Source organism: Arthrobacter sp. 001422645, assembly GCF_059816125.1.
In genome coordinates, this window is sequence record NZ_JCBANT010000003.1 from 193,431 (window position 1) to 213,649 (window position 20,219).

The following is a 20,219-nucleotide window of genomic DNA, read 5'->3' on the forward strand; positions in this document are numbered from 1 at the left end:
CTGCACAGGGCCTTGTGTTCGAATATATGTTCGAATACTATGTCGTCATGAACAACCCACCAGAACCCGCACAGCCCTTGGATGCACGGCGGCCGGACGAAACCCCCGGTGTGCTCAAGGCGATGAGTCCCGGCGTCGTGGACTTCCTCTTCCGGCAACTCGTCGCCGGCGAGCCGGCGGAGGACGTCCAGTGGCGCGAAGAGGGGACGGTCCTGTCGGCGCAGGCGCCGGGCGCCGAACTTGCCCGCCGGCTGGCCGAGACCGAACTCGATGCGCTCACTCCCGGCGAACTGTTCCACTACGTGCGGGCTGCCCAGCGGCTCGCGGCGTGGGCCGAGGGCCTGCGGGAGCATGCCGTGAGCCGCTACTGTGCCGCACCTTCCGGCGGCGCCGCGCCGGCCACGTAGGCCGCGCCTAGGATGGCAGGGTGACTACCGCACTGACGCTTTCCGCCATTCAGTACACGGCTCTCGAGGGCGGCATTCCCGCCAACGTCCTGGAGCACATCCGCCTCATCGAAGACGCGGACGGCCACGGCGCCCGGCTGGTGGTGTTCCCTGAGCTCTCCCTGACCGGCTACGGGCTGGAAGCACTGGCGGAACCAGAGCGGTGGGTGAGTGCGGCGGACCCCCGGCTCGACGGCCTGCGCGAAATCTGCCGGCGGACCGGGATCACCGTGGTCGTCGGGGCCCCGTTCCGCGAAGCTGACGGCACGCCCCGCCTGGCCTCGCTCGCCCTGCACCCGACCGGAGAGCTGCAGGCCTGCTTCAAAGTCTGGCTCCACGGCGCGGAGCGGCACGCCTTCCGGCCCGGGGACCGCACGGTCATCCTGGGCGTCGACGGCTGGAAGATTGCCCTGGCCATCTGCCGGGACGCCTCCCGCCCGGAACATGCCGGCGAGGGGGCGGCGGCAGGCGCCGACATCTATGCCGTCTCGGCCCTCTACGCCGCCGGTGAGGACCACCGGCTGGCCCTGCACCTCGGCGCGCGCGCCATGGACAACCGGATGTACGGAGTGCTGGCCAACCTCGGCGGCACCACTGAACTCGGGCCCTCGGCCGGCGGGAGCGGATTTTGGGGACCTGACGGGCGTGTGATCCGGCAGGCCGCCGGGACGGGGACCGAGGTGCTGACCGCGACCCTGCAGCACGACGTCCTTGGCCGATACGCCGACGAACGCCACGCATGAGTCGCCCGGGCCTGCACTCCGCCGGCCGGCCTCCGGCTGAGGTTCCGGTCCGGGATTGATCTTCATCACGTCGCCGTCATTGTCCGATCACGCCGGGGACAGGGTAACGTTTTTCATATGGCTGACTCTCGCACTCGCTCTTTCACGTTCGGATCCCTCGTGACCGCCATGGTCACGCCTTTCACGTCCGACGGTGAGGTCGATTACCAGCAGAACGCGGAGCTGGCCAACAAGCTCGTCGACGACGGCCATGACGCCCTCGTGATTTCCGGCACTACCGGGGAAACCTCCACGCTGGAAGACGATGAGAAGGAAAAGCTCTTCCGCGTCGTCGTGGAAGCAGTGGGGGACCGCGCCAAGGTGATCGCCGGAACGGGCACCAACCACACCTCGCACTCGATCGAGATGGCCAAGCGTGCCGCCAAAGCCGGGGCCCACGGCCAGTTGATCGTCACCCCGTACTACAACAAGCCCAGCCAGGCCGGGATCCAGGCCCACATCGAAGCCGTCGCCGACGCCGCCGATCTTCCCGTGATGGTCTATGACATCCCCGGCCGCGCCTGCGTTCCGATCCTGCCCGAAACCATGATCCGGCTCGCGGAGCACCGGAACATCGTGGCGCTCAAGGACGCGAAGGCCGATTTCGCCGCCGTGACCCGGGTGCTCGCCAACACTGACCTCGATGTCTATTCCGGCGACGACGGGCTGACCCTGCCGTGGATGGCAGCCGGCGCCGCCGGACTCGTGAGCGTCTCCGCGCACGTCGCGACGCGGCAGTTCCGCGCCATGATCGACGCCGCACTTGCGGGCGACTTCGCCGCCGCCCGCACCATACATTTCGAACTGGACCCCGTGGTCCGTGCAGTGATGACCCATATCCAGGGTGCTGTTGCTGCGAAGCAAGTTCTTAAGTGGCAGGGAGTCCTGCCCAACTCGGTTGTCCGTTTGCCCCTCGTGGAGCCGGACGAAGCTGAGATCGAAACCATCCGCGAGGACTTGGCGGAAGCCGGAATGGTCTTTTCCTGATCAGGTATTTGATCCTGATGAGTAAAGGCCAGGCCGGCAACCGCCTGGAAAGTAGTGCATTATGACCCAAACCGCCCTTCCCGGCCTTGTCACGCCGCCGAAACTGCTCAAGGACACCCTGCGGATCGTTCCGCTCGGCGGCCTCGGGGAGATCGGCCGGAACATGACCGTCTTCGAAATCGACGGCAAGCTGCTCATTGTCGACTGCGGCGTCCTCTTCCCGGAAGAGACCCAGCCCGGCGTCGACCTGATCCTGCCCGATTTCTCCTACATCGAGAACCGCGTGGATGACATCGTCGCCGTCGTCCTGACCCACGGCCACGAGGACCATATCGGTGCCGTTCCGTACCTGTTGCGCCTGCGCGCCGACATTCCCCTGGTGGGCTCCCGGCTGACGCTGGCCCTCATCGAGGCGAAGCTGCAGGAACACCGGATCAAGCCGGTCACCCAGACCGTCACCGAGGGGCAGGTGCAGAAGTTCGGTCCGTTCGAGTGCGAATTCGTGGCCGTCAACCACTCCATCCCCGACGCCCTCGCCGTCTTCCTCCGCACCTCCGGCGGCACGGTTCTGCACACCGGCGACTTCAAGATGGACCAGTTGCCGCTGGACGGCCGGATCACCGACCTCCGCCACTTCTCCAAGCTCGGTGAAGAAGGCGTCGACCTGTTCATGTCGGACTCCACGAATGCCGACGTGCCGGGCTTCACCACCGCCGAGAAAGAGATCGGGCCCACCCTGGACCGGCTCTTCGGCCAGGCCTCCAAGCGCCTGATCGTCGCGTCCTTCTCCTCGCACGTGCACCGTGTCCAGCAGGTCCTCGACGCCGCCGCCAACCACAACCGCAAGGTGGCCTTCGTTGGCCGCTCGATGGTCCGCAACATGGCCATCGCGGAAAAGCTCGGCTACCTTGACGTGCCTGCGGGCATCCTCGTCGACATCAAGAACATCGACAACCTGCCGGACAACCGCGTGGTCCTGATGTCCACCGGTTCCCAGGGGGAGCCGATGGCGGCCCTGTCCCGCATGGCCAACGGCGACCACCGCGTCGTCGTGGGCCCGGGCGACACCGTCATCCTCGCCTCCAGCCTGATCCCAGGCAACGAGAACGCCGTCTTCCGCATCATCAACGGCCTGCTCAAACTCGGCGCCGACGTCATCCACAAGGGCAACGCCAAGGTGCACGTCTCCGGCCACGCCGCCGCCGGCGAGCTGCTGTACTGCTACAACATCCTGGAGCCGCTCAACGCGATGCCGGTGCACGGGGAAACCCGCCACCTGATCGCCAACGGCAAGATCGCCCTGGACTCCGGCGTCCCCGAGGAAAGCATCCTGCTCGCGGACAACGGCACCGTCATCGACCTTCGGGACCACCAGGCCGACATCGTCGGCCAGGTGGAAGTCGGCTTTGTCTACGTCGACGGCTCCAGCGTCGGCGAAGTCACGGAAGCGGACCTGAAGGACCGCCAGACGCTCGGCGACGAAGGCTTCATCTCCATCATCACCGTGATCCACCGCGCCACCGGCAAGGTGGTTTCCGGCCCCGAGATCCACGCGCGCGGCGTGGCGGAGGACGACTCCGTCTTCGACGAGATCATCCCCAAGATCAACGCAGCCCTGGAAGAAGCCGTGCTCAACCGCACGGACCACACCACACACCAGCTGCAGCAGGTTGTCCGCCGCGTGGTGGGTACCTGGGTCAACCGCAAGCTCCGCCGCAAGCCCATGATCATCCCGGTGGTCCTGGAAGCGTAAGTCCCCGGTCCCACGCGCTGGAGGCCACACGCCTCCCTACGCACCACAACGGCCCTCCCGGCCTGCCGCAGCCTCGCGCTTGCGGTGGGCCGGGAGGGCCGTTTTTGCGTGTCAGGCCAGCAACATGATCCCTTCGGAGGCCCGGAAATCCGCGGAATTCGGCCCGGGGTCGGGTACCGTAGCGGGTATGGCGACACGTACTTCCTCCGCGCCAAGAGGAAACTCCAGCGGTAAATCAGGCAGCTCTGCGGCCCGGGGCTCCCGCCCGGCTGCATCCAAAACCACCAAGTCCTCCGGAACAACGGGCACCGCGCGCACCCGCCAACTGGCCGCCGTCGAACCCAAGCAGCCCTGGCTGGTCCGGGTTGTGGCCGGCGCCTGGCTGGGCGTTGCCCACGTCCTCGGGGCGGGCATCCGCCGGATCGGCTACGACGTCAGCGACCTCGCGCCCGAAGACCGCCGCGACGGCGCAGCCCTGTTCAATCTCGCACTCGGTGTGTTCGTTGCCACCTTCGCCTGGTGGGGATTCCAGGGCTGGTTCCCGGACATGGTCTACGGGATCGTCAACGGCACCTTCGGCTGGATGGCGCTGCTGCTGCCGCTGATGCTGTTCGTCTGCGCCTTCCGGCTGTTCCGCCAGCCCGTCGACGGCCGCGGCAACAACCGGATCGGCATCGGGTTCCTGATCATGGCGTTCGCCGGCTCCGGCCTCGCCCACGTCATTGGCGGGGAACCGACCGTCGCTGACGGGTTCGACGGGCTGCGCCGTGCCGGCGGCATGCTCGGATACCTGGCCGCCGCCCCGCTGGCCGCCATCCATTCCGCCGTCCCGCTGGCTGTCTACGGCCTGCTCGCCTTTACGTCCCTGCTGATCGTCACGGCCACGCCCTTCGGCGCGATCCCCGGCCGGCTGCGCGACGCCTACGAACACCTCATGGGCATCGACCTGCAGGACCAGTACAGCGACGACCACGACGGCGACGGTCACGACCGCAGCTACCTCTACGAAAACGACGCCCCCGCCCCGGCGAAGAAGAAGCGCCGGCGCCTCTTCGGCAAGGACCAGGACGACGAGGCCGGACTCGAAGGCTACGTCGGCGACGAGGCCTTCGAACGCGCACTCATTGCCGACGAGGAAGCGGAGGCCGCGAAAGCCGCCGGTGGCGGCAAATCCGGCTCCAAGTCCGCCGCCAAACCGGTCGCCCCCGGGGTGCGCCGTCCCACCCAGGCCGAAATCGCCGTCGAAAAGATCAAGGCAGCCCAGGGGCTCGGGAGCGCCGCAGCGGGGGAGAACGCCACCGAGGCCATCCCTCTCGTCACCCCCGGGATGGTCGCCGCCGGGTCACTCAACCCGGCCGCCCCCGCGCCCGCGGCTGCCGCCGTCGCAGCCGCCGCGAAGGTCCCCTCCAACCCCGTGGCAGCGGCGCCGCTGCCCACGCCGATCCCGCAGCGCACGGAACAGCTCTCGCTCGCCGGCGACGTGACGTACACGCTCCCGGCGTCGGACGTCCTGACCCCGGGCTCCATCCCGAAGGAGCGCACCGAGGCCAACGACGCGATCGTCGCGTCGCTGACCGAAACGCTGAACCAGTTCAACGTGGATGCCCAGGTCACCGGCTTCAGCCGCGGCCCCACCGTCACCCGCTACGAGATCGAGCTCTCCCCGGGCACCAAGGTGGAGCGCGTCACCGCACTGTCCAAGAACATCTCCTACGCCGTCGCCAGCTCGGACGTGCGTATTTTGAGCCCCATCCCGGGCAAGTCGGCGATCGGCATCGAGATCCCGAACACGGACCGCGAAACCGTGTCCCTGGGCGATGTGCTGCGCAGCCAGAACGCCCGGCGCACCGACCACCCGATGGTCATGGGTGTCGGCAAGGACGTCGAGGGCGGGTACGTCGTCGCGAACCTCGCCAAGATGCCGCACCTCCTGGTCGCGGGCGCCACCGGCGCCGGCAAGTCCTCGTTCGTGAACTCGATGATCACCTCCATCCTCATGCGCGCCACGCCCGACGAGGTCCGTATGGTCATGGTGGACCCCAAACGCGTGGAACTCACCGCCTACGAGGGTGTGCCGCACCTGATCACCCCGATCATCACCAACCCCAAAAAGGCCGCCGAGGCCCTCCAGTGGGTGGTCCGCGAGATGGACGCCCGCTACGACGACCTCGCCAACTACGGCTTCAAACACATCGACGACTTCAACAAGGCCGTCCGCGCCGGCAAGGTCCACCCGCCCGAGGGTTCCAAGCGGGTCATCCGGCCGTACCCGTACCTCCTGGTGATTGTGGACGAGCTCGCCGACCTGATGATGGTCGCCCCGCGCGACGTCGAAGATTCGATCGTCCGCATCACCCAGCTGGCCCGTGCAGCCGGCATCCATCTGGTGCTCGCCACGCAGCGGCCCTCCGTCGACGTCGTCACCGGCCTGATCAAGGCCAACGTGCCGTCCCGGATGGCGTTCGCGACGTCCTCCGTGACCGACTCCCGCGTGGTCCTCGACCAGCCGGGCGCCGAGAAGCTGATCGGCCAGGGCGACGCCCTTTTCCTGCCGATGGGCGCCTCCAAGGCCATGCGTGTCCAGGGCGCCTGGGTCACGGAGTCGGAAATCCACAAGGTGGTGGAGCACGTCAAGGGCCAGCTCAAGGCCGTCTACCGCGACGACGTCGCCCCCGAGGCGCCGAAGAAGCAGATCGACGACGACATCGGAGACGACCTCGAGGTCCTGCTGCAGGCCACCGAGCTCGTCGTCACGACGCAGTTCGGCTCCACGTCGATGCTGCAGCGGAAGCTTCGGGTCGGCTTCGCGAAGGCCGGCCGGCTCATGGACCTGCTCGAGTCCCGGGGTGTGGTGGGCCCCTCCGAGGGCTCCAAGGCCCGCGATGTCCTGGTCAAGCCCGACGACCTGGCCACCGTCCTCGCCGCCATGAAGGGCATGGAAATGCCCGCTGCCGCCGATTCCCAGACCGCAGCGCTGAGTGATAACGCCAACGCGAACATCGCCCAGGGCGGCTACGCGGAGGACCTGGTCGCTGCCGACCTGGACCGGCGGCCCCAGGACCCCCAGTACTACGACGGCGCTGACGGCGGCTCCGGAGATGATGAGGACGGCTCCGAGGACGCCTGGTCGCTCACCGGACGGTAGCCTAGGAAGGTGACTAGCGCCGAAGCAAACAGTGCCGGATCCGCGTCCCGGATCTGGAACCTGCCCAACATCCTGACGATGCTGCGGATTGTGATGGTGCCCTTCTTCGTCTGGTTCCTCCTGCTCGACGCACCGGGACTGGTCGCCCAGAACGGCGTCTGGCGCTGGATCGCCGCGGCGACCTTCGCCGTCGCCATTTACACGGACAAGCTCGACGGCGACATCGCCCGCAGCCGCGGCCTCGTCACGGACTTCGGCAAGATCGCCGACCCCATCGCCGACAAGCTGCTGATCGGCTCGGCCCTGGTGATGCTCTCGCTGCTGGGGGAGCTGCCCTGGTGGGTCACCATCCTGATCCTGGTCCGTGAATGGGGCGTCACCGCCCTGCGTTTCTTCGTCATCCGCTACGGCGTGATCCCGGCGTCGCGCGGCGGAAAACTCAAGACCGTCATCCAGACGGTGGCCATCTTCCTGTACATCCTCCCGCTGGCCTCGATCGCACCGTGGCTCGGGTTTGTGGCCTTCGCGGTCATGCTGGTCGCCGTCGCCATCACTGTCTGGACCGGCGGCGAATACGTCATCGAGGCCCTCAAACTGCGCGCCAGCGGCATCCGGGCCCGGCAACAGAAGATCCAGGACGGCAAGCCATGAGCAATCCCCACCGCACGATCAACCTGCATCACCTGGCCGAAGAGGCAGTCACCGAAGCGATCCGCCGCGGCCAGACCGTGGCAACCGCCGAATCGCTGACCGCCGGCATGGTCGCCGCCGTCCTGGCGGACACGCCCGGCGCCTCCGGAATGCTCCAGGGCGGCGTTGTGTCCTACCAGAACACGGTCAAGGCCGATGTGCTGGGAGTGCCCCGGGAGCTGCTGGACAGCGTCGGCGCCGTCGACGGACGTGTCGCCGAGGCGATGGCCGAGGGCGCCCGCCGGGTCTGCGGCGCCGACATCGGCGTCTCCACGACCGGCGTCGCCGGACCGGAGCCGCACGGCGGCAAGGATGTGGGCTCCGTCTACATCGGCGTCGCCACCGCAGCGGGCGCGACGTCGTTCGGGTACAGCTTCGACGGCAACAGGCCCGAAATCCGCGGCCAGGCCTGCGCGGCGGCCCTGGAACGCCTGCTGGAAGCGCTGGCATCCGTAAGCTACCGGGCGTAAAGTAGCCGGGAACAAAAACCGATTCCTAATAGTTGTTACATTGTGTCGCTTCCGAATAAGGGAGGCGCCTAGGATGAAAGCATCATCAGTGTCCGCTTTGACCAGCGGGCTCGACACAAAGAGGGAGCAAGGCGATACAGATGGTAAAGCAGCCCGTATCCGTTAACGGCGTTGTCCGCTGGAAGGATGTGGGCCTCGCCGATCAGGCTAAGAGCGAACAGAAGGAGCGCAAGATGGTTGTACTTCGTCACGAAATCGGTGATGTGCTGCGCGATGTCCGCCAACGCCAGGGCCGTACCCTCCGCGAAGTCTCGCACAGTGCCCGCGTCTCCTTGGGCTACCTGAGTGAAGTGGAGCGCGGCCAGAAGGAAGCTTCCTCGGAGCTCCTCTCCTCGATCTGCTCGGCCCTCGATGTTCCGCTCTCCAGCATGCTTCGCGAAGTCAGCGACCGTGTCGCCGTCGCCGAAGGTGTTGCTGTTCCGGACACCGTCCCGCAGGAGTTTGCCCAGCGCTACGGCCGTGACCTGGACCGTGAGCTCAACACGGACCTCAACGAAGAGTTGGCCAAGGGCCTTCTTTCCGGGGCGCGCTAGCCCCGGCACCCACTACTCGACAGAAAACCCCGGCGGTGTGCCGGGGTTTTTTGCGTTTCCGGCCGCGCCGGGGCCACAGGCTACTGCGGTTCGTCCCGGGGGAACCCGTCCCGTTCGTAGGTGGCGTTGAGCTTGGCGATATAGCGGGCCAGGGTCTGCAGTTCCTCCGGCGGCCACTCGCCCAGCCGTTCGCGGAACACTTCGCGCCGGGCGTCCTGCACCTCGTGCATCTTCTCCTCGCCCATGGCGGTCAGGCGGATCATCTGCGCGCGGCCGTCGAGCGGGTCGGCTTCCTTGGCCACCAGGCCGAGGCGTTCCAGAAAGGCGATCTGCCGGCTTACCGAGGGCTTCCCGACGCCGATGCTGGACGCGAGTTCGGTCAGCCGGATCGCGCCCTGTTGGCGGATCACGGAAAGCAGCCCGTAGGCCGCCGGTTCCATGTCCGGGTGGACCTGGCGGGAGAGGTGATGGGAGATGGACCGGGCGCGGCGCCAGAGCATGCTCAACTGGTGCTCGACGGCGGTCAGGGCCGCTTCGGTAGAATCGTCAGTGCCGCCGGGGATCCCAGGGCCTTCGGCGGGGTTGCTCATGGCAACCATTCTAGAGTCCTCCTGCATCGTGAGAGACTCTAGGGGTGCGAATCAGTGAATTTTGGCGCCTTATGGATGACGAATTCGGGGCGGGCTACTCCCGCGTCCTCAGCAGCTCGCTGGTCCTGGCGGGAGTCGGCGGACGGACCGCCGACCAAGCCCTGGGGGCAGGCGTGCCGCCCCGGCAGGTGTGGCTGGCGTTGTGCGACGTCCAGGATGTCCCGCCCGAGCGGCGGCTGGGCCGCGACGTCAAACCCCGCTGATTCCTGGCGCTTCAGCCCCGGCCCGGCAGTAAACACCTGACACGCCGCCACGATTGTTCGAATATCTGTTCGGGTAGGACTATGCTTTTTTCAGAGTGTTTTCCACATGTACGTTTTCCACATACACGTTTTCCACATGCAACGGGGCAGTCAGGCAACTCTGTCGGTGGGTGCCAGTAGCTTCAGTAATGACAGAAACTGATCACCAGCACTGATCACGAACACTACCCGGGGCCGGCAACGGTCCCTCCCCAGCGAGAAAGTATTAGAGGTGTGAACCATGGCCGCAGCCCCGGATCGCCAGAAGGCGCTCGACGCAGCGCTTGCCCAGATTGACAAGCAGTTCGGCAAGGGCTCGGTCATGCGCCTCGGTGACGAAGTCCGTGCGCCCATCGAGGTCATCCCGACCGGCTCCATCGCGCTGGACGTCGCCCTGGGAATTGGCGGCCTTCCCCGCGGCCGTGTTGTGGAGATCTACGGGCCGGAATCCTCCGGTAAGACCACCGTGGCGCTGCACGCCGTCGCCAACGCCCAGCGCCAGGGCGGCATCGCCGCCTTCATCGACGCCGAGCACGCCTTGGACCCGGAATATGCCGCCAAGCTGGGCGTAGACACCGACGCCCTGTTGGTCTCCCAGCCGGACACCGGCGAGCAGGCGCTCGAAATCATGGATATGCTCATCGGCTCCGGCTCCCTTGACGTCATCGTCATCGACTCGGTCGCGGCCCTCGTTCCCCGGGCGGAAATCGAAGGCGACATGGGCGACAGCCACGTGGGCCTTCAGGCCCGCCTGATGAGCCAGGCCCTTCGAAAGATCACCGGCCGCCTGAGCCAGACCAAGACCACTGCCATCTTCATCAACCAGCTGCGCGAGAAGATCGGTGTCTTCTTCGGTTCCCCGGAAACCACCACCGGTGGTAAGGCCCTGAAGTTCTACGCCTCCATCCGCATCGACGTCCGCCGGATCCAGACCCTCAAGGAGGGCGCGGACTCCGTCGGCAACCGCACGAAGGCCAAGATCGTCAAGAACAAGATGGCCCCGCCCTTCAAGATTGCCGAATTCGACATCATTTACGGCCAGGGCATCTCGCGTGAAGGCGGCATCATCGACATGGGTGTCGAGCACGGCCTGATCAAGAAGTCCGGCTCCTGGTTCACCTACGACGGTGACCAGCTGGGCCAGGGCATGGAGAACTCCCGCCGCTTCCTGCGCGACAACCCGGAACTGGCCGCCGAGCTCGAACGGCTCATCAAGGAGAAGCTGGGCGTCGGCGTGAAGGCCCCCGCCGAGACCGAAGAATCTCCGAAGCTGAAGGCCGTTGACGGCTTCTAACGCCGGAGCCGGCACCGGGTCGGGGTTCCTTCCGTGGAGCCCTGACCCGGGCGGCGGTGCCGACCCGCGTGCCGGGTCTCCCCGGCGCAGTTCACGCGGGTCTCGCAGTTCACGCGGCTCAGGTTCACACGGCTCAGGTTCTCGCGGCTCGGGTTCTCGCGTCGCAGGGGCGCCGTCCCCGGAACTGGATCCTGACGCAGATCCCGCCGCGGTGGCCCGCGCCATTGTGCTGCGGCAGCTGACCAACTCGCCCAAGAGCCGTCTGCAGCTCGCCCGGAAGCTTGCCGAGCGCAACGTCCCGGACGACGTCGCGGAGGCCGTGCTGGACCGCTTCGAAGAAGTGAAGCTCGTTGACGACGCCGACTTCGCCGACATGTGGGTACGGTCCCGGTCCCAGAGCCGTAAACTCGCCAAAGGGGCCCTCCGGCGGGAACTCGCCGAGAAGGGCATTGACGAACACACTGCGGCCAGCGCCCTGGAACAGCTCAGCGACGCCGACGAAGAAGCGGCGGCCCGTGAGCTCGTGGGGCGCAAGCTGCGGGGATTCACCGGCGGTGAGGACCGCGCAGAGCGCGACAAGATCACGCGCCGTCTGGCCTCAATGCTTGCCCGCAAGGGATACCAGCCCTCGCAGGCCTTCCGGATCGTGGGCGAGGTCCTCGACGAGGCCGTGGCCGGTGCCGGGTCTGAACCGGATTTCTGAGCTGGCCCCGGCCGCGTGCCGACCCGGTACCCTTAACAGGTGAGTTTGACCATTCCCTCCCCAGCAGCCGGCACCACCCCTTCCAGAGACGCCTTGTCAGCCCCGGGCGCCGAACCGGTGCCCGCCACACCTCAGCCGCGTACCTACCAGGTCCGGACGTTCGGCTGCCAGATGAACGTGCACGACTCCGAGCGGATGTCCGGGATGCTCGAGGCCGCCGGCTACGTCCCAGCCGCCGGTGAGCTGGCAGACGTCGTGGTCTTCAACACCTGCGCCGTGCGGGAGAACGCCGACAACAAGCTCTACGGCAACCTCGGCATCCTGGCCCCGGTCAAGGCCGCCAACCCAGGCATGCAGATCGCTGTCGGAGGCTGCCTGGCGCAGAAGGACCGCGACGCCATCCTGAAGAAGGCCCCGTGGGTGGATGCCGTGTTCGGGACGCACAACGTCGGCGCGTTGCCTGCCCTCCTGGAACGGGCCCGCCACAACAACGAAGCGCAGCTTGAGATCCTGGAGTCCCTCGACGTCTTCCCCTCCACGCTGCCCACCAAGCGCGACTCGGTCTATTCCGGCTGGGTGTCGATCTCCGTCGGCTGCAACAACACCTGCACCTTCTGCATCGTCCCGGCCCTGCGCGGCAAGGAAAAGGACCGCCGCCCCGGCGACATCCTGGCCGAAATCCAGGCCCTCGTCGACGACGGCGCGATCGAAGTCACCCTGCTGGGCCAGAACGTAAACTCCTACGGCGTCGAATTCGGCGACCGGCAGGCCTTCTCGAAGCTCCTGCGCGCCTGCGGCGACATTCCCGGCCTCGAACGCGTCCGTTTCACGAGCCCGCACCCCGCGGCTTTCACTGACGACGTCATCGATGCCATGGCCGAGACCCCCAACGTTATGCCGCAGCTGCACATGCCCCTGCAGTCCGGTTCGGACAAGGTGCTCAAGGACATGAAACGGTCCTACCGGTCCACGAAGTTCCTTGGCATCCTGGACAAGGTCCGCGACAAAATTCCGCACGCCGCCATCTCCACCGACATCATTGTCGGCTTCCCCGGTGAAACCGAGGAGGACTTCCAGGCCACGCTCGACGTCGTTGAGAAGTCCCGCTTCGCCACGGCTTTCACCTTCCAGTACTCCAAGCGTCCGGGCACGCCCGCCGCCGACCTCCCGGACCAGCTCCCCAAAGCCGTGGTGCAGGAGCGCTTCGAACGCCTCACCGCCCTCCAGGACCGGATCGCCGCCGAGGAAAACGCCCGCCAGCTCGGCCGGCGGGTGGAGGTTATGGTCACGGCCCAGGCCGGCCGCAAGTCAGGGGAAACCCACCGGCTTTCGGGGCGGGCGCAGGACCAGCGCCTGGTGCACTTCTCTGTGCCTGCCGGCGCCGAGACGCCCCGCCCGGGCGACCTGGTCACGGTGACCATTACCGAGGCCGCGGCGTTCCACCTGGTCGCCGACCCTGCCTCGGCGGAGGACTACAGCATCCGCCGCTCCCGCGCTGGCGACGCCTGGGACAGGTCCCAGGCGGACTCCTGCGGCGCACCCGCGCCGGGATCCGGGTCCGGCTCATCCGGAGTATCCCTCGGCATGCCCACACTTCCCGTCCGGGGCCGCTAGCCCGTGGATGCCCCGCAGGGCACCACGGCCGGCACAGAACCGGGCGGCGCAGCAGGCGACGGCACAGAACCGGCCGGCGCAGCAGGCGACGGCGCAGTACCGGCCGGCGCGGTACCGGCACCGCCGGTGATCGCCGTCGTGGGGCCTACTGGCTCCGGCAAATCCGATCTGGCGGTCTCGCTCGCGCTGGAACTTGACGGCGAGGTCATCAACGCCGATTCCATGCAGTTTTACCGCGGCATGGATATCGGCACCGCCAAGATCACCGAGGCCGAACGCAGGGGAGTGCCGCACCACCTCCTGGACATCCTGGACGTGACCCAGGAAGCCAGCGTCTCGGACTTCCAGCAGCAAGCACGGGCGCTCATCGCGGACATCCACGGCCGCGGCAAACGCGCCATCCTGGCCGGCGGCTCCGGGCTCTACGTCCGTGCCGCCCTGGACGTGCTGGACTTCCCGGGCACCGACCCTGCCATCCGGCGCCGGCTCGAAGCGGAGCTGGAAAGCGCCGGTGCAGCCCCGTTGCGGGCGCGGCTGGAAAGCGTGGACCCCGTGTCTGCGGGCCGGCTCGGGGACGCGCGCCGGATCATCCGAGCGCTGGAGGTGTTCGAACTGACCGGACGGCCTTTTAGCTCCTTCATGCCAACCCGCGAGTACCACCAGCCCGCCGTGCAGATCGGACTCGAGGTGGACCGCGAAGAGCTCCGGGTACGCCTCGCCCGCCGGGTTCACGCCATGGTGGACAGCGGCCTGCTCGAAGAGGTCCGGAAGCTCGACGCCGGAGGGCTCAGGCTCGGCCGGACCGCGCCGCGTGCCCTCGGCTACGCCCAGTTCCTCAAGGTCCTCGACGGCGAATCCGACGCCGCGCAGGCGGCGGAGGAAACCATCGTTGCGACCCGGCAGTTCGCGCGCCGCCAGCTCACCTGGTTCCGCGCCGATCCCCGCATCCACTGGCTCGACTGGCAGGACCCGGAACTCGTGGCCAAGGCCGCCGCGCTCTGCGGCGCCGGCTGAGGTTCGGGGGCGGATGGGTGGCAGAGGCGGTTTGCTGGCGGCCCGAGCCGGAACGGTAACCTTGGTGCATGGACGAACCCCAGGCCGTGGCCGCTGATCACAACTCCACCGCCGACACTGCAGCCCTGAGCGGACTCAAGTTTTCCAAAGGCCACGGCACCGGCAACGACTTTGTGCTCGTCGCCGATCCCAACGGCACCCTCGCCGTAACCCCGGAGCAGGTCGCGGCACTTTGCGACCGCCACCGCGGAATCGGCGGAGACGGACTAATCCGCGCCGTACCGTCCCGTCTGCTCCCGGAGGGCCAGGAACTGCTGACCCGGACCCCGGACGCCGAATGGTTTATGGACTACCGCAACGGCGACGGCTCACTCTCCGAGATGTGCGGCAACGGCGTCCGCGTCTTCGTGCACTTCCTGATCACTGAGGGCCTGGTCGACCTGCCCGCCGGCGAATCATTGACCATCGGCACCCGCGGCGGCGCCAAGACGATCGTCCGCACCGCGGCCGGATACGCCGTCGACATGGGCCCCTGGGAATTCATCTTCCCGGGCGAGGCCACGGCACGGGCCATGGATTCGCTGGTCAGCGCGGCGGGGCTGGAGGTCGCCCGGCCCGCCCTGTCCGTGAGCATGGGCAATCCGCATACCGTCGTGGCGCTGGCCGAACTCGCCGAGCTGCAGGCCACGCAACTCTTCACCGCACCCCGCGTGGACCCGACCCCGCCGCACGGCACCAACGTTGAGTTCGTTGTGCCGTCCGAACCGTTGGTCCATGAGGGTGTCGGAACCATCACCATGCGCGTCCACGAACGGGGAGTCGGGGAAACGCAGTCCTGCGGCACGGGAGCTTGCGCGGCCGCCGTCGCGATCCGCCACTGGGCCGGCCAGGGCGCACCGGACGTCTGGAATGTCCAGGTCCCCGGCGGCGTCGTCGGTGTGAAGTTCTTCCTCGGCGCCGAGGGCCACGAACACGTCGAGCTCAGCGGCCCCGCGGTGATCGTCGCTAGTGGGACGCTTTCCTGACCCGAAGGATGCGGAACGACTTCGAGGTGCTCTCGCGGGTCACCGTGAGGCTGCTGTCGAGCTCCGCCGCGAGCCAGCGCTGCAGCGAATCCGACCCCAGGTTCTTCTGCACCACCAGCCAGGCCGAGCCGCCCGGCGCCAGCCGCGGCAGCCACAGGAGCAGCAGGGCGTGGAGCTCGTCCTTGCCGATCCGGATGGGCGGGTTGGACCAGATGGTGTCGAAGCGAAGGTCAGGATCGACGGCGTCGGGCGTGCTGGCCGTGACGTTGCCCAGTCCCAGGAGCGCCGCGTTTTCGTTGGTCAGGGTCACGCAACGCTCGTTGACGTCCACGGCGTAGACCTGCGAGTGCGGTGCCCGCAGGGCCATGGTCAGGGCGATCGGGCCCCAGCCGCAGCCGATGTCCAGCAGGGTCCCCTGCGGGGCCGGGGCAGGAACCTCGGCCAGCAGCACAGCCGTGCCCTTGTCGATGCCGTCCGGGCTGAAGATGCCCGAGGACGTCTGGAGTTGCCGGGTCGCGCCGGCAAGTTCCACGGTGAGTGGCTTGCGGGTGAACGGCCCGGCCGGCTGGGCGCTGAAATAGTGTGCAGACTCCATAACTGGCCAGATTAGTTGGCCCCCGGCCCGTATGGGAAACCGCGGCAAGCGGCCGGAAACCGGCAGAAACCCTGGGGGGCAGCGCCGTCTGTGCCGTCTGCTAGGCTTAAAGACATGTTCTTGAACTCCAAGTAGTAGCCGGCACGGGCTTATACCCGTCCCCGCAGCGACGCAGGTAGTTACCTTCCGCTCAGCGCGCCACCCCACGATGATCCTGCCAAGGACACACCCGCTGGCGCCCGAACCACTTGGATTCCGGCAGTGCTCACTGGAGCCCGGCCGGGCGGACCGTCTCTTCCTCCTCAAGGCAAAAAGAAGCCTGATCCCTCTCTTCCCATCGCTCCCGCCCGGAGCCCTGCCCTGCCGGCGGCACCGCTGCCACCGGCATCCCAGGAGGCCACGTTGACCAATAGTCGTCAGCCCAGCGCGAATACCGCCCCACACAGCACCGATCGGCACTATTCTGAAACTGCCGAACCTCTAAAGGAGACCATGACCAGTCAGCCCAACACCGGACCCGAGTCAGCAGCCCAGGACATGAGTCCTGCGGAAATCCAGGCTGTCATCGACCGGATCCTCGCCAAAGACACCCCTGCCCGGAAGGCAGCGCCGGCTGCCGGCGAGCCCGCCTCGGTGCTCGGCAAGGCGCAGGCGATCTCCCGCTTGGACGAGGAACACAGCACCTTCGACGGCGACCAGCAGGACCTCGAGGAACGGCACGCCCTGCGCCGCACCGCCGGGCTGTCCACCGAACTCGAAGACGTCACCGAGGTCGAGTACCGGCAGTTGCGCCTTGAGCGGGTCGTGCTGGCCGGGCTCTGGACCGAAGGCACCCTCGCCGACGCCGAGAACTCGCTCCGCGAACTCGCCGCCCTCGCCGAGACCGCCGGCTCGGAGGTCCTCGACGGGATCGTCCAGCGCCGCCAGAAGCCCGATCCGGGCACTTTCCTCGGCTCCGGCAAGGCCCAGGAACTGAAGGACATCGTGATGTCCACGGGCGCGGACACCGTCGTCGTCGACGCCGAACTGGCGCCGTCCCAGCGCCGCAGCCTGGAAGACATCGTCAAGGTCAAGGTCATTGATCGTACGGCCCTGATCCTGGACATTTTCGCCCAGCACGCCAAGAGCCGTGAGGGCAAGGCGCAGGTGGAGCTGGCCCAGCTCGAATACCTGCTCCCGCGCCTGCGCGGTTGGGGTGACTCGATGTCCCGCCAGGCAGGCGGCCAGGTGGGCGGTGCGGGTGCCGGCATGGGCTCGCGTGGTCCCGGTGAAACCAAGATCGAACTGGACCGACGCCGGATCCGCACCCGGATGGCCAAGCTGCGGCGTGAGATCGCCGCGATGAAGCCTGCCCGGGAAACCAAGCGCGCCAACCGCCGTCGTAATTCCGTGCCCTCCGTCGCGATCGCCGGGTACACCAACGCCGGCAAGTCCTCGCTCCTGAACCGGCTGACCGACGCCGGTGTCCTGGTGGAGAACGCCCTGTTCGCCACCCTGGACCCGACCGTCCGCAAAGCCGAGACTTCGGACGGGCTGGGCTACACCCTCGCCGACACTGTGGGCTTTGTCCGTTCGCTGCCCACCCAGCTCGTGGAGGCTTTCCGCTCCACGCTGGAGGAAGTCGCCGACGCGGACCTGATCCTGCACGTCGTGGATGTCTCGCACCCCGATCCGGAGGGCCAGATCGCCGCCGTCCGCAAGGTGTTCAGCGAGGTCGACGCACGCAAGGTGCCCGAAATCATCGTCCTGAACAAGGCGGACGCCGCGGACCCCTTCGTGGTGGAACGGCTCAAGCAGCGCGAGCCGCGCCACGTCGTGGTGTCGGCACGTACCGGCGCAGGCATCCCGGAGCTGCTCAAGGCCATCAGCGAGGGAATTCCGCGGCCCAGCGTCAAGCTGGAACTGATGATCCCCTACAACCGCGGGGACCTGCTCAGCAAGCTGCACGAGGCGGACGCCGAGATCCTCAGCCTCAACCACGAGGAAGCGGGCACCCGCGCCGTCGTGATGGTGCGTGAGGGATTCGCCGCTGAACTGGATTCGTTCATCAGCAATGACTGAGGCAGCGGTGACCGGGGCGGACACAGGTACGGACGAGCCGGCGGGGGAGGACGCCCCGGGGACCGAAACCGCGGAGGCGGACGCCGCGGGGGCACGCGCGGCAGGCCCAGGCGGCAAAACCAGCGGGGAGTTTGTCATCGAACTGCTCGACCGTGCCGTGTCCGGCATGGGCGGCCAGAGCCGCGACGGCCAGCACGAAATGGCCCGGCAGGTGGCGCAGGCGATTGACAGCGGCGACCACCTGCTGGTCCAGGCCGGCACCGGAACCGGCAAATCCCTCGCGTACCTGATCCCGCTGATCGCCCACTCGCTGGTCAGCGACAAGCCCACCCTGGTCTCCACCGCCACTCTGGCCCTGCAGACCCAGATCGTGGGCCGGGACTTGCCCCGGCTGCTCAAGACCATCACCCCGGCGCTGGACCGGCCCGTCAAGGTGGCACTGGTCAAGGGCCGCTCCAACTACGTGTGCCGCCACAAGCTCGAAGGCGGGTTCCCCTCGGAAGAGCCGTCGGAGGGCCAGCTCTTCTCCCTCGGCGAGGACACTTCCGTGCCGCACTTCGCCGCGGCCATGGGCGGCCCGTCCTCGCAGCTCGGCAAGGAGGTCGTCCGGCTGCGCGAATGGGCCGAGGACACCGTCACGGGGGACCGCGACGAACTTCTGCCCGGCGTCACCGACCGGGCCTGGCGGCAGGTCTCCGTCACCTCCATGGAATGCCTCGGCGCGCAGAAGTGCCCCCTGGCGGCCGAATGCTTCAGCGAACTGGCCCGGCAGAACGCCGCCGACGCAGACGTGGTCGTCACCAACCACGCGATGCTCGCCGTCAGTGCCTTCGAGGGCCTGGCCGTGCTGCCGGAATACGACGTGGTGGTGGTGGATGAAGCCCACGAGCTCCAGGACCGCGTGACCGGCGCCGTGTCCGGCCAGCTGTCCGTCGCGATGGTGCACGCCGCCGCGTCCGGGGCCCGGAAGCACACCGGCATCACCGTGGACGCGCTGAACAATGCGGCGTCCAACCTGGAACTCGCCATTGAAGGCGTCCCCAGCGGGCTCATGCCCAACGGACTCAACAGCGAACAACTGGACTGCGTGGACCAGTTGCGTGACGCGTGCCGCGCCGCCCTTTCGGATTCGAAGGGAGACAGCGCCAACACGGCCGACGGCGGACGCCAACTGGCGCGCTCCCGGCTCATGGTGATCCTGGAGCTCTGCGAACGGCTGCTGGCCGCACGCGAAAACCGCGAGGTGGTCTGGTTTTCCCGCAACAGCACCTTCGACCCGCAGCAGGGCTATTCCCAGCCGGACGAGTCCGCCCCGGCGCTGGTCAATATCGCACCACTCAGCGTCGCCGGACGGCTCCGCGAGGGCCTGTTCGCGGACCACACCGTCATCCTGACCTCGGCCACCCTGGCGATCGGGTCCGCGTTCGAACCGGCGGCCGGGGGTCTGGGCCTGGTGGGACCCGGCGCCCCCAGCTGGACCGGCGTCGACGTCGGATCGCCCTTCGAGTACCCCAAGCAGGGCATTCTCTACGTCGCCAAGCATCTGCCCAAGCCCGGCCGCGGCACGTCCCCGGAGGCGCTCGATGAGCTCGAGAAGCTGATCCGGGCCTCCGGCGGCGGGGCCCTGTGCCTGTTCTCCTCCCGGCGCGCCGCCGAGGATGCCGCCGAGGCCCTGCGTCCCCGGCTGGACATGTCCATCCTCTGTCAGGGGGATTCGACCATGACGGCGCTGGTGAAGCAGTTCGCCGACGAACCGGACACCTGCCTGTTTGGCACCATGTCCCTGTGGCAGGGCGTCGACGTGCCGGGGACCTCCTGCCGCCTCGTGGTGATTGACCGGATTCCGTTCCCGCGGCCCGACGATCCCCTGATGACGGCGCGGTCCCGGGCGGTGGCCCAGGCCGGCGGGAACGGCTTTATGAGTGTGTCCGCGACCCACGCCGCCATCCGGCTGGCCCAGGGCGCCGGCCGGCTGATCCGCACAACAACGGACAAGGGAGTGGTGGCGGTGCTGGATTCCCGGCTGTCCACCGAGCGGTACGGGGGATTCCTCCGGGCCGCGTTGCCGCCGTTCTGGCCCACTACCGACCCCACGGTCGCCCTCGCGGCCCTGGAGCGGCTCGCGAAGGGGTAGGGCAGCCCATCACGTGACCGA

The 20,219-nt window shown here is 67.7% G+C and carries 18 protein-coding genes; 16 read left to right on the forward strand and 2 right to left on the reverse strand.

From position 1 onward, the window contains the following. Positions 1-47 precede the first annotated feature (47 nt). From AC6EUH_RS05955 to AC6EUH_RS05990, 8 genes are all read left to right on the forward strand, one after another. Positions 48-407 carry a hypothetical protein gene (locus tag AC6EUH_RS05955; protein ID WP_056432831.1) on the forward strand — a complete coding sequence of 120 codons (360 nt, stop codon included), beginning with the start codon at positions 48-50 and terminating at the stop codon, positions 405-407. A gap of 20 nt (positions 408-427) precedes the next feature. Further along, positions 428-1,189, forward strand: coding sequence for a carbon-nitrogen hydrolase family protein (locus tag AC6EUH_RS05960; RefSeq protein ID WP_499738068.1), 762 nt, complete (start codon positions 428-430; stop codon positions 1,187-1,189). Between the two features lie 117 nt (positions 1,190-1,306). Beyond that, the gene (gene dapA, locus AC6EUH_RS05965) at positions 1,307-2,215 is read left to right on the forward strand and encodes a 4-hydroxy-tetrahydrodipicolinate synthase (protein ID WP_499738069.1); all 909 of its coding nucleotides are present in this window, start codon (positions 1,307-1,309) and stop codon (positions 2,213-2,215) included. Between the two features lie 61 nt (positions 2,216-2,276). Beyond that, positions 2,277-3,968 (forward strand): ribonuclease J, encoded by a 1,692-nt coding sequence (locus AC6EUH_RS05970; RefSeq protein WP_499738070.1) that lies wholly within the window; start codon positions 2,277-2,279, stop codon positions 3,966-3,968. 187 nt (positions 3,969-4,155) lie between these two features. After that, complete coding sequence (locus AC6EUH_RS05975) at positions 4,156-7,113, forward strand: FtsK/SpoIIIE family DNA translocase (RefSeq protein WP_499738071.1); 2,958 nt, start codon at positions 4,156-4,158, stop codon at positions 7,111-7,113. A gap of 9 nt (positions 7,114-7,122) precedes the next feature. After that, positions 7,123-7,764, forward strand: coding sequence for a CDP-diacylglycerol--glycerol-3-phosphate 3-phosphatidyltransferase (gene pgsA / locus AC6EUH_RS05980; RefSeq protein ID WP_056432403.1), 642 nt, complete (start codon positions 7,123-7,125; stop codon positions 7,762-7,764). Beyond that, a complete protein-coding gene (locus tag AC6EUH_RS05985) occupies positions 7,761-8,273 on the forward strand; it encodes a CinA family protein (RefSeq protein WP_499738072.1) in 513 nt (170 codons plus the stop codon). The genes pgsA and AC6EUH_RS05985 overlap by 4 nt, the downstream gene beginning before the upstream one ends. Positions 8,274-8,413: 140 nt before the next feature. Beyond that, positions 8,414-8,866 carry a helix-turn-helix domain-containing protein gene (locus tag AC6EUH_RS05990; RefSeq protein WP_056432397.1) on the forward strand — a complete coding sequence of 151 codons (453 nt, stop codon included), beginning with the start codon at positions 8,414-8,416 and terminating at the stop codon, positions 8,864-8,866. A gap of 80 nt (positions 8,867-8,946) precedes the next feature. Here the strand turns inward: AC6EUH_RS05990 and AC6EUH_RS05995 are convergent, their stop codons facing one another. Next, positions 8,947-9,456 (reverse strand): MarR family winged helix-turn-helix transcriptional regulator, encoded by a 510-nt coding sequence (locus AC6EUH_RS05995; RefSeq protein WP_056432827.1) that lies wholly within the window; start codon positions 9,454-9,456, stop codon positions 8,947-8,949. 44 nt (positions 9,457-9,500) lie between these two features. On the opposite strand from AC6EUH_RS05995, the gene AC6EUH_RS06000 reads away from it, so the two are divergent. From AC6EUH_RS06000 to dapF, 6 genes are all read left to right on the forward strand, one after another. Next, complete coding sequence (locus AC6EUH_RS06000) at positions 9,501-9,719, forward strand: DUF3046 domain-containing protein (protein ID WP_056432394.1); 219 nt, start codon at positions 9,501-9,503, stop codon at positions 9,717-9,719. 280 nt (positions 9,720-9,999) lie between these two features. Continuing rightward, entirely contained in the window at positions 10,000-11,052 is a 1,053-nt protein-coding gene (gene recA / locus AC6EUH_RS06005; protein ID WP_018774457.1) for a recombinase RecA, read from the forward strand. Positions 11,053-11,263: 211 nt separating this feature from the next. Beyond that, positions 11,264-11,755: a regulatory protein RecX gene (locus AC6EUH_RS06010; RefSeq protein WP_082492793.1), complete on the forward strand. Its 492-nt coding sequence runs from the start codon at positions 11,264-11,266 to the stop codon at positions 11,753-11,755. A gap of 39 nt (positions 11,756-11,794) precedes the next feature. Then, a complete protein-coding gene (gene miaB / locus AC6EUH_RS06015) occupies positions 11,795-13,369 on the forward strand; it encodes a tRNA (N6-isopentenyl adenosine(37)-C2)-methylthiotransferase MiaB (protein WP_200913074.1) in 1,575 nt (524 codons plus the stop codon). Between the two features lie 126 nt (positions 13,370-13,495). Further along, positions 13,496-14,383 carry a tRNA (adenosine(37)-N6)-dimethylallyltransferase MiaA gene (gene miaA, locus AC6EUH_RS06020; protein WP_056432821.1) on the forward strand — a complete coding sequence of 296 codons (888 nt, stop codon included), beginning with the start codon at positions 13,496-13,498 and terminating at the stop codon, positions 14,381-14,383. Positions 14,384-14,451: 68 nt separating this feature from the next. After that, positions 14,452-15,408, forward strand: coding sequence for a diaminopimelate epimerase (gene dapF / locus AC6EUH_RS06025; protein WP_499738073.1), 957 nt, complete (start codon positions 14,452-14,454; stop codon positions 15,406-15,408). On the opposite strand, the gene AC6EUH_RS06030 is transcribed toward dapF, so the two are convergent. After that, positions 15,389-16,003, reverse strand: coding sequence for a class I SAM-dependent methyltransferase (locus AC6EUH_RS06030; RefSeq protein ID WP_499738074.1), 615 nt, complete (start codon positions 16,001-16,003; stop codon positions 15,389-15,391). The genes dapF and AC6EUH_RS06030 overlap by 20 nt on opposite strands. 492 nt (positions 16,004-16,495) lie before the next feature. On the opposite strand from AC6EUH_RS06030, the gene hflX reads away from it, so the two are divergent. Then, the gene (hflX, locus tag AC6EUH_RS06035) at positions 16,496-18,064 is read left to right on the forward strand and encodes a GTPase HflX (protein ID WP_499738075.1); all 1,569 of its coding nucleotides are present in this window, start codon (positions 16,496-16,498) and stop codon (positions 18,062-18,064) included. Then, positions 18,057-20,198: an ATP-dependent DNA helicase gene (locus AC6EUH_RS06040; RefSeq protein WP_499738076.1), complete on the forward strand. Its 2,142-nt coding sequence runs from the start codon at positions 18,057-18,059 to the stop codon at positions 20,196-20,198. Before hflX ends, AC6EUH_RS06040 begins: the two co-directional genes overlap by 8 nt. Positions 20,199-20,219: the final 21 nt, after the last annotated feature.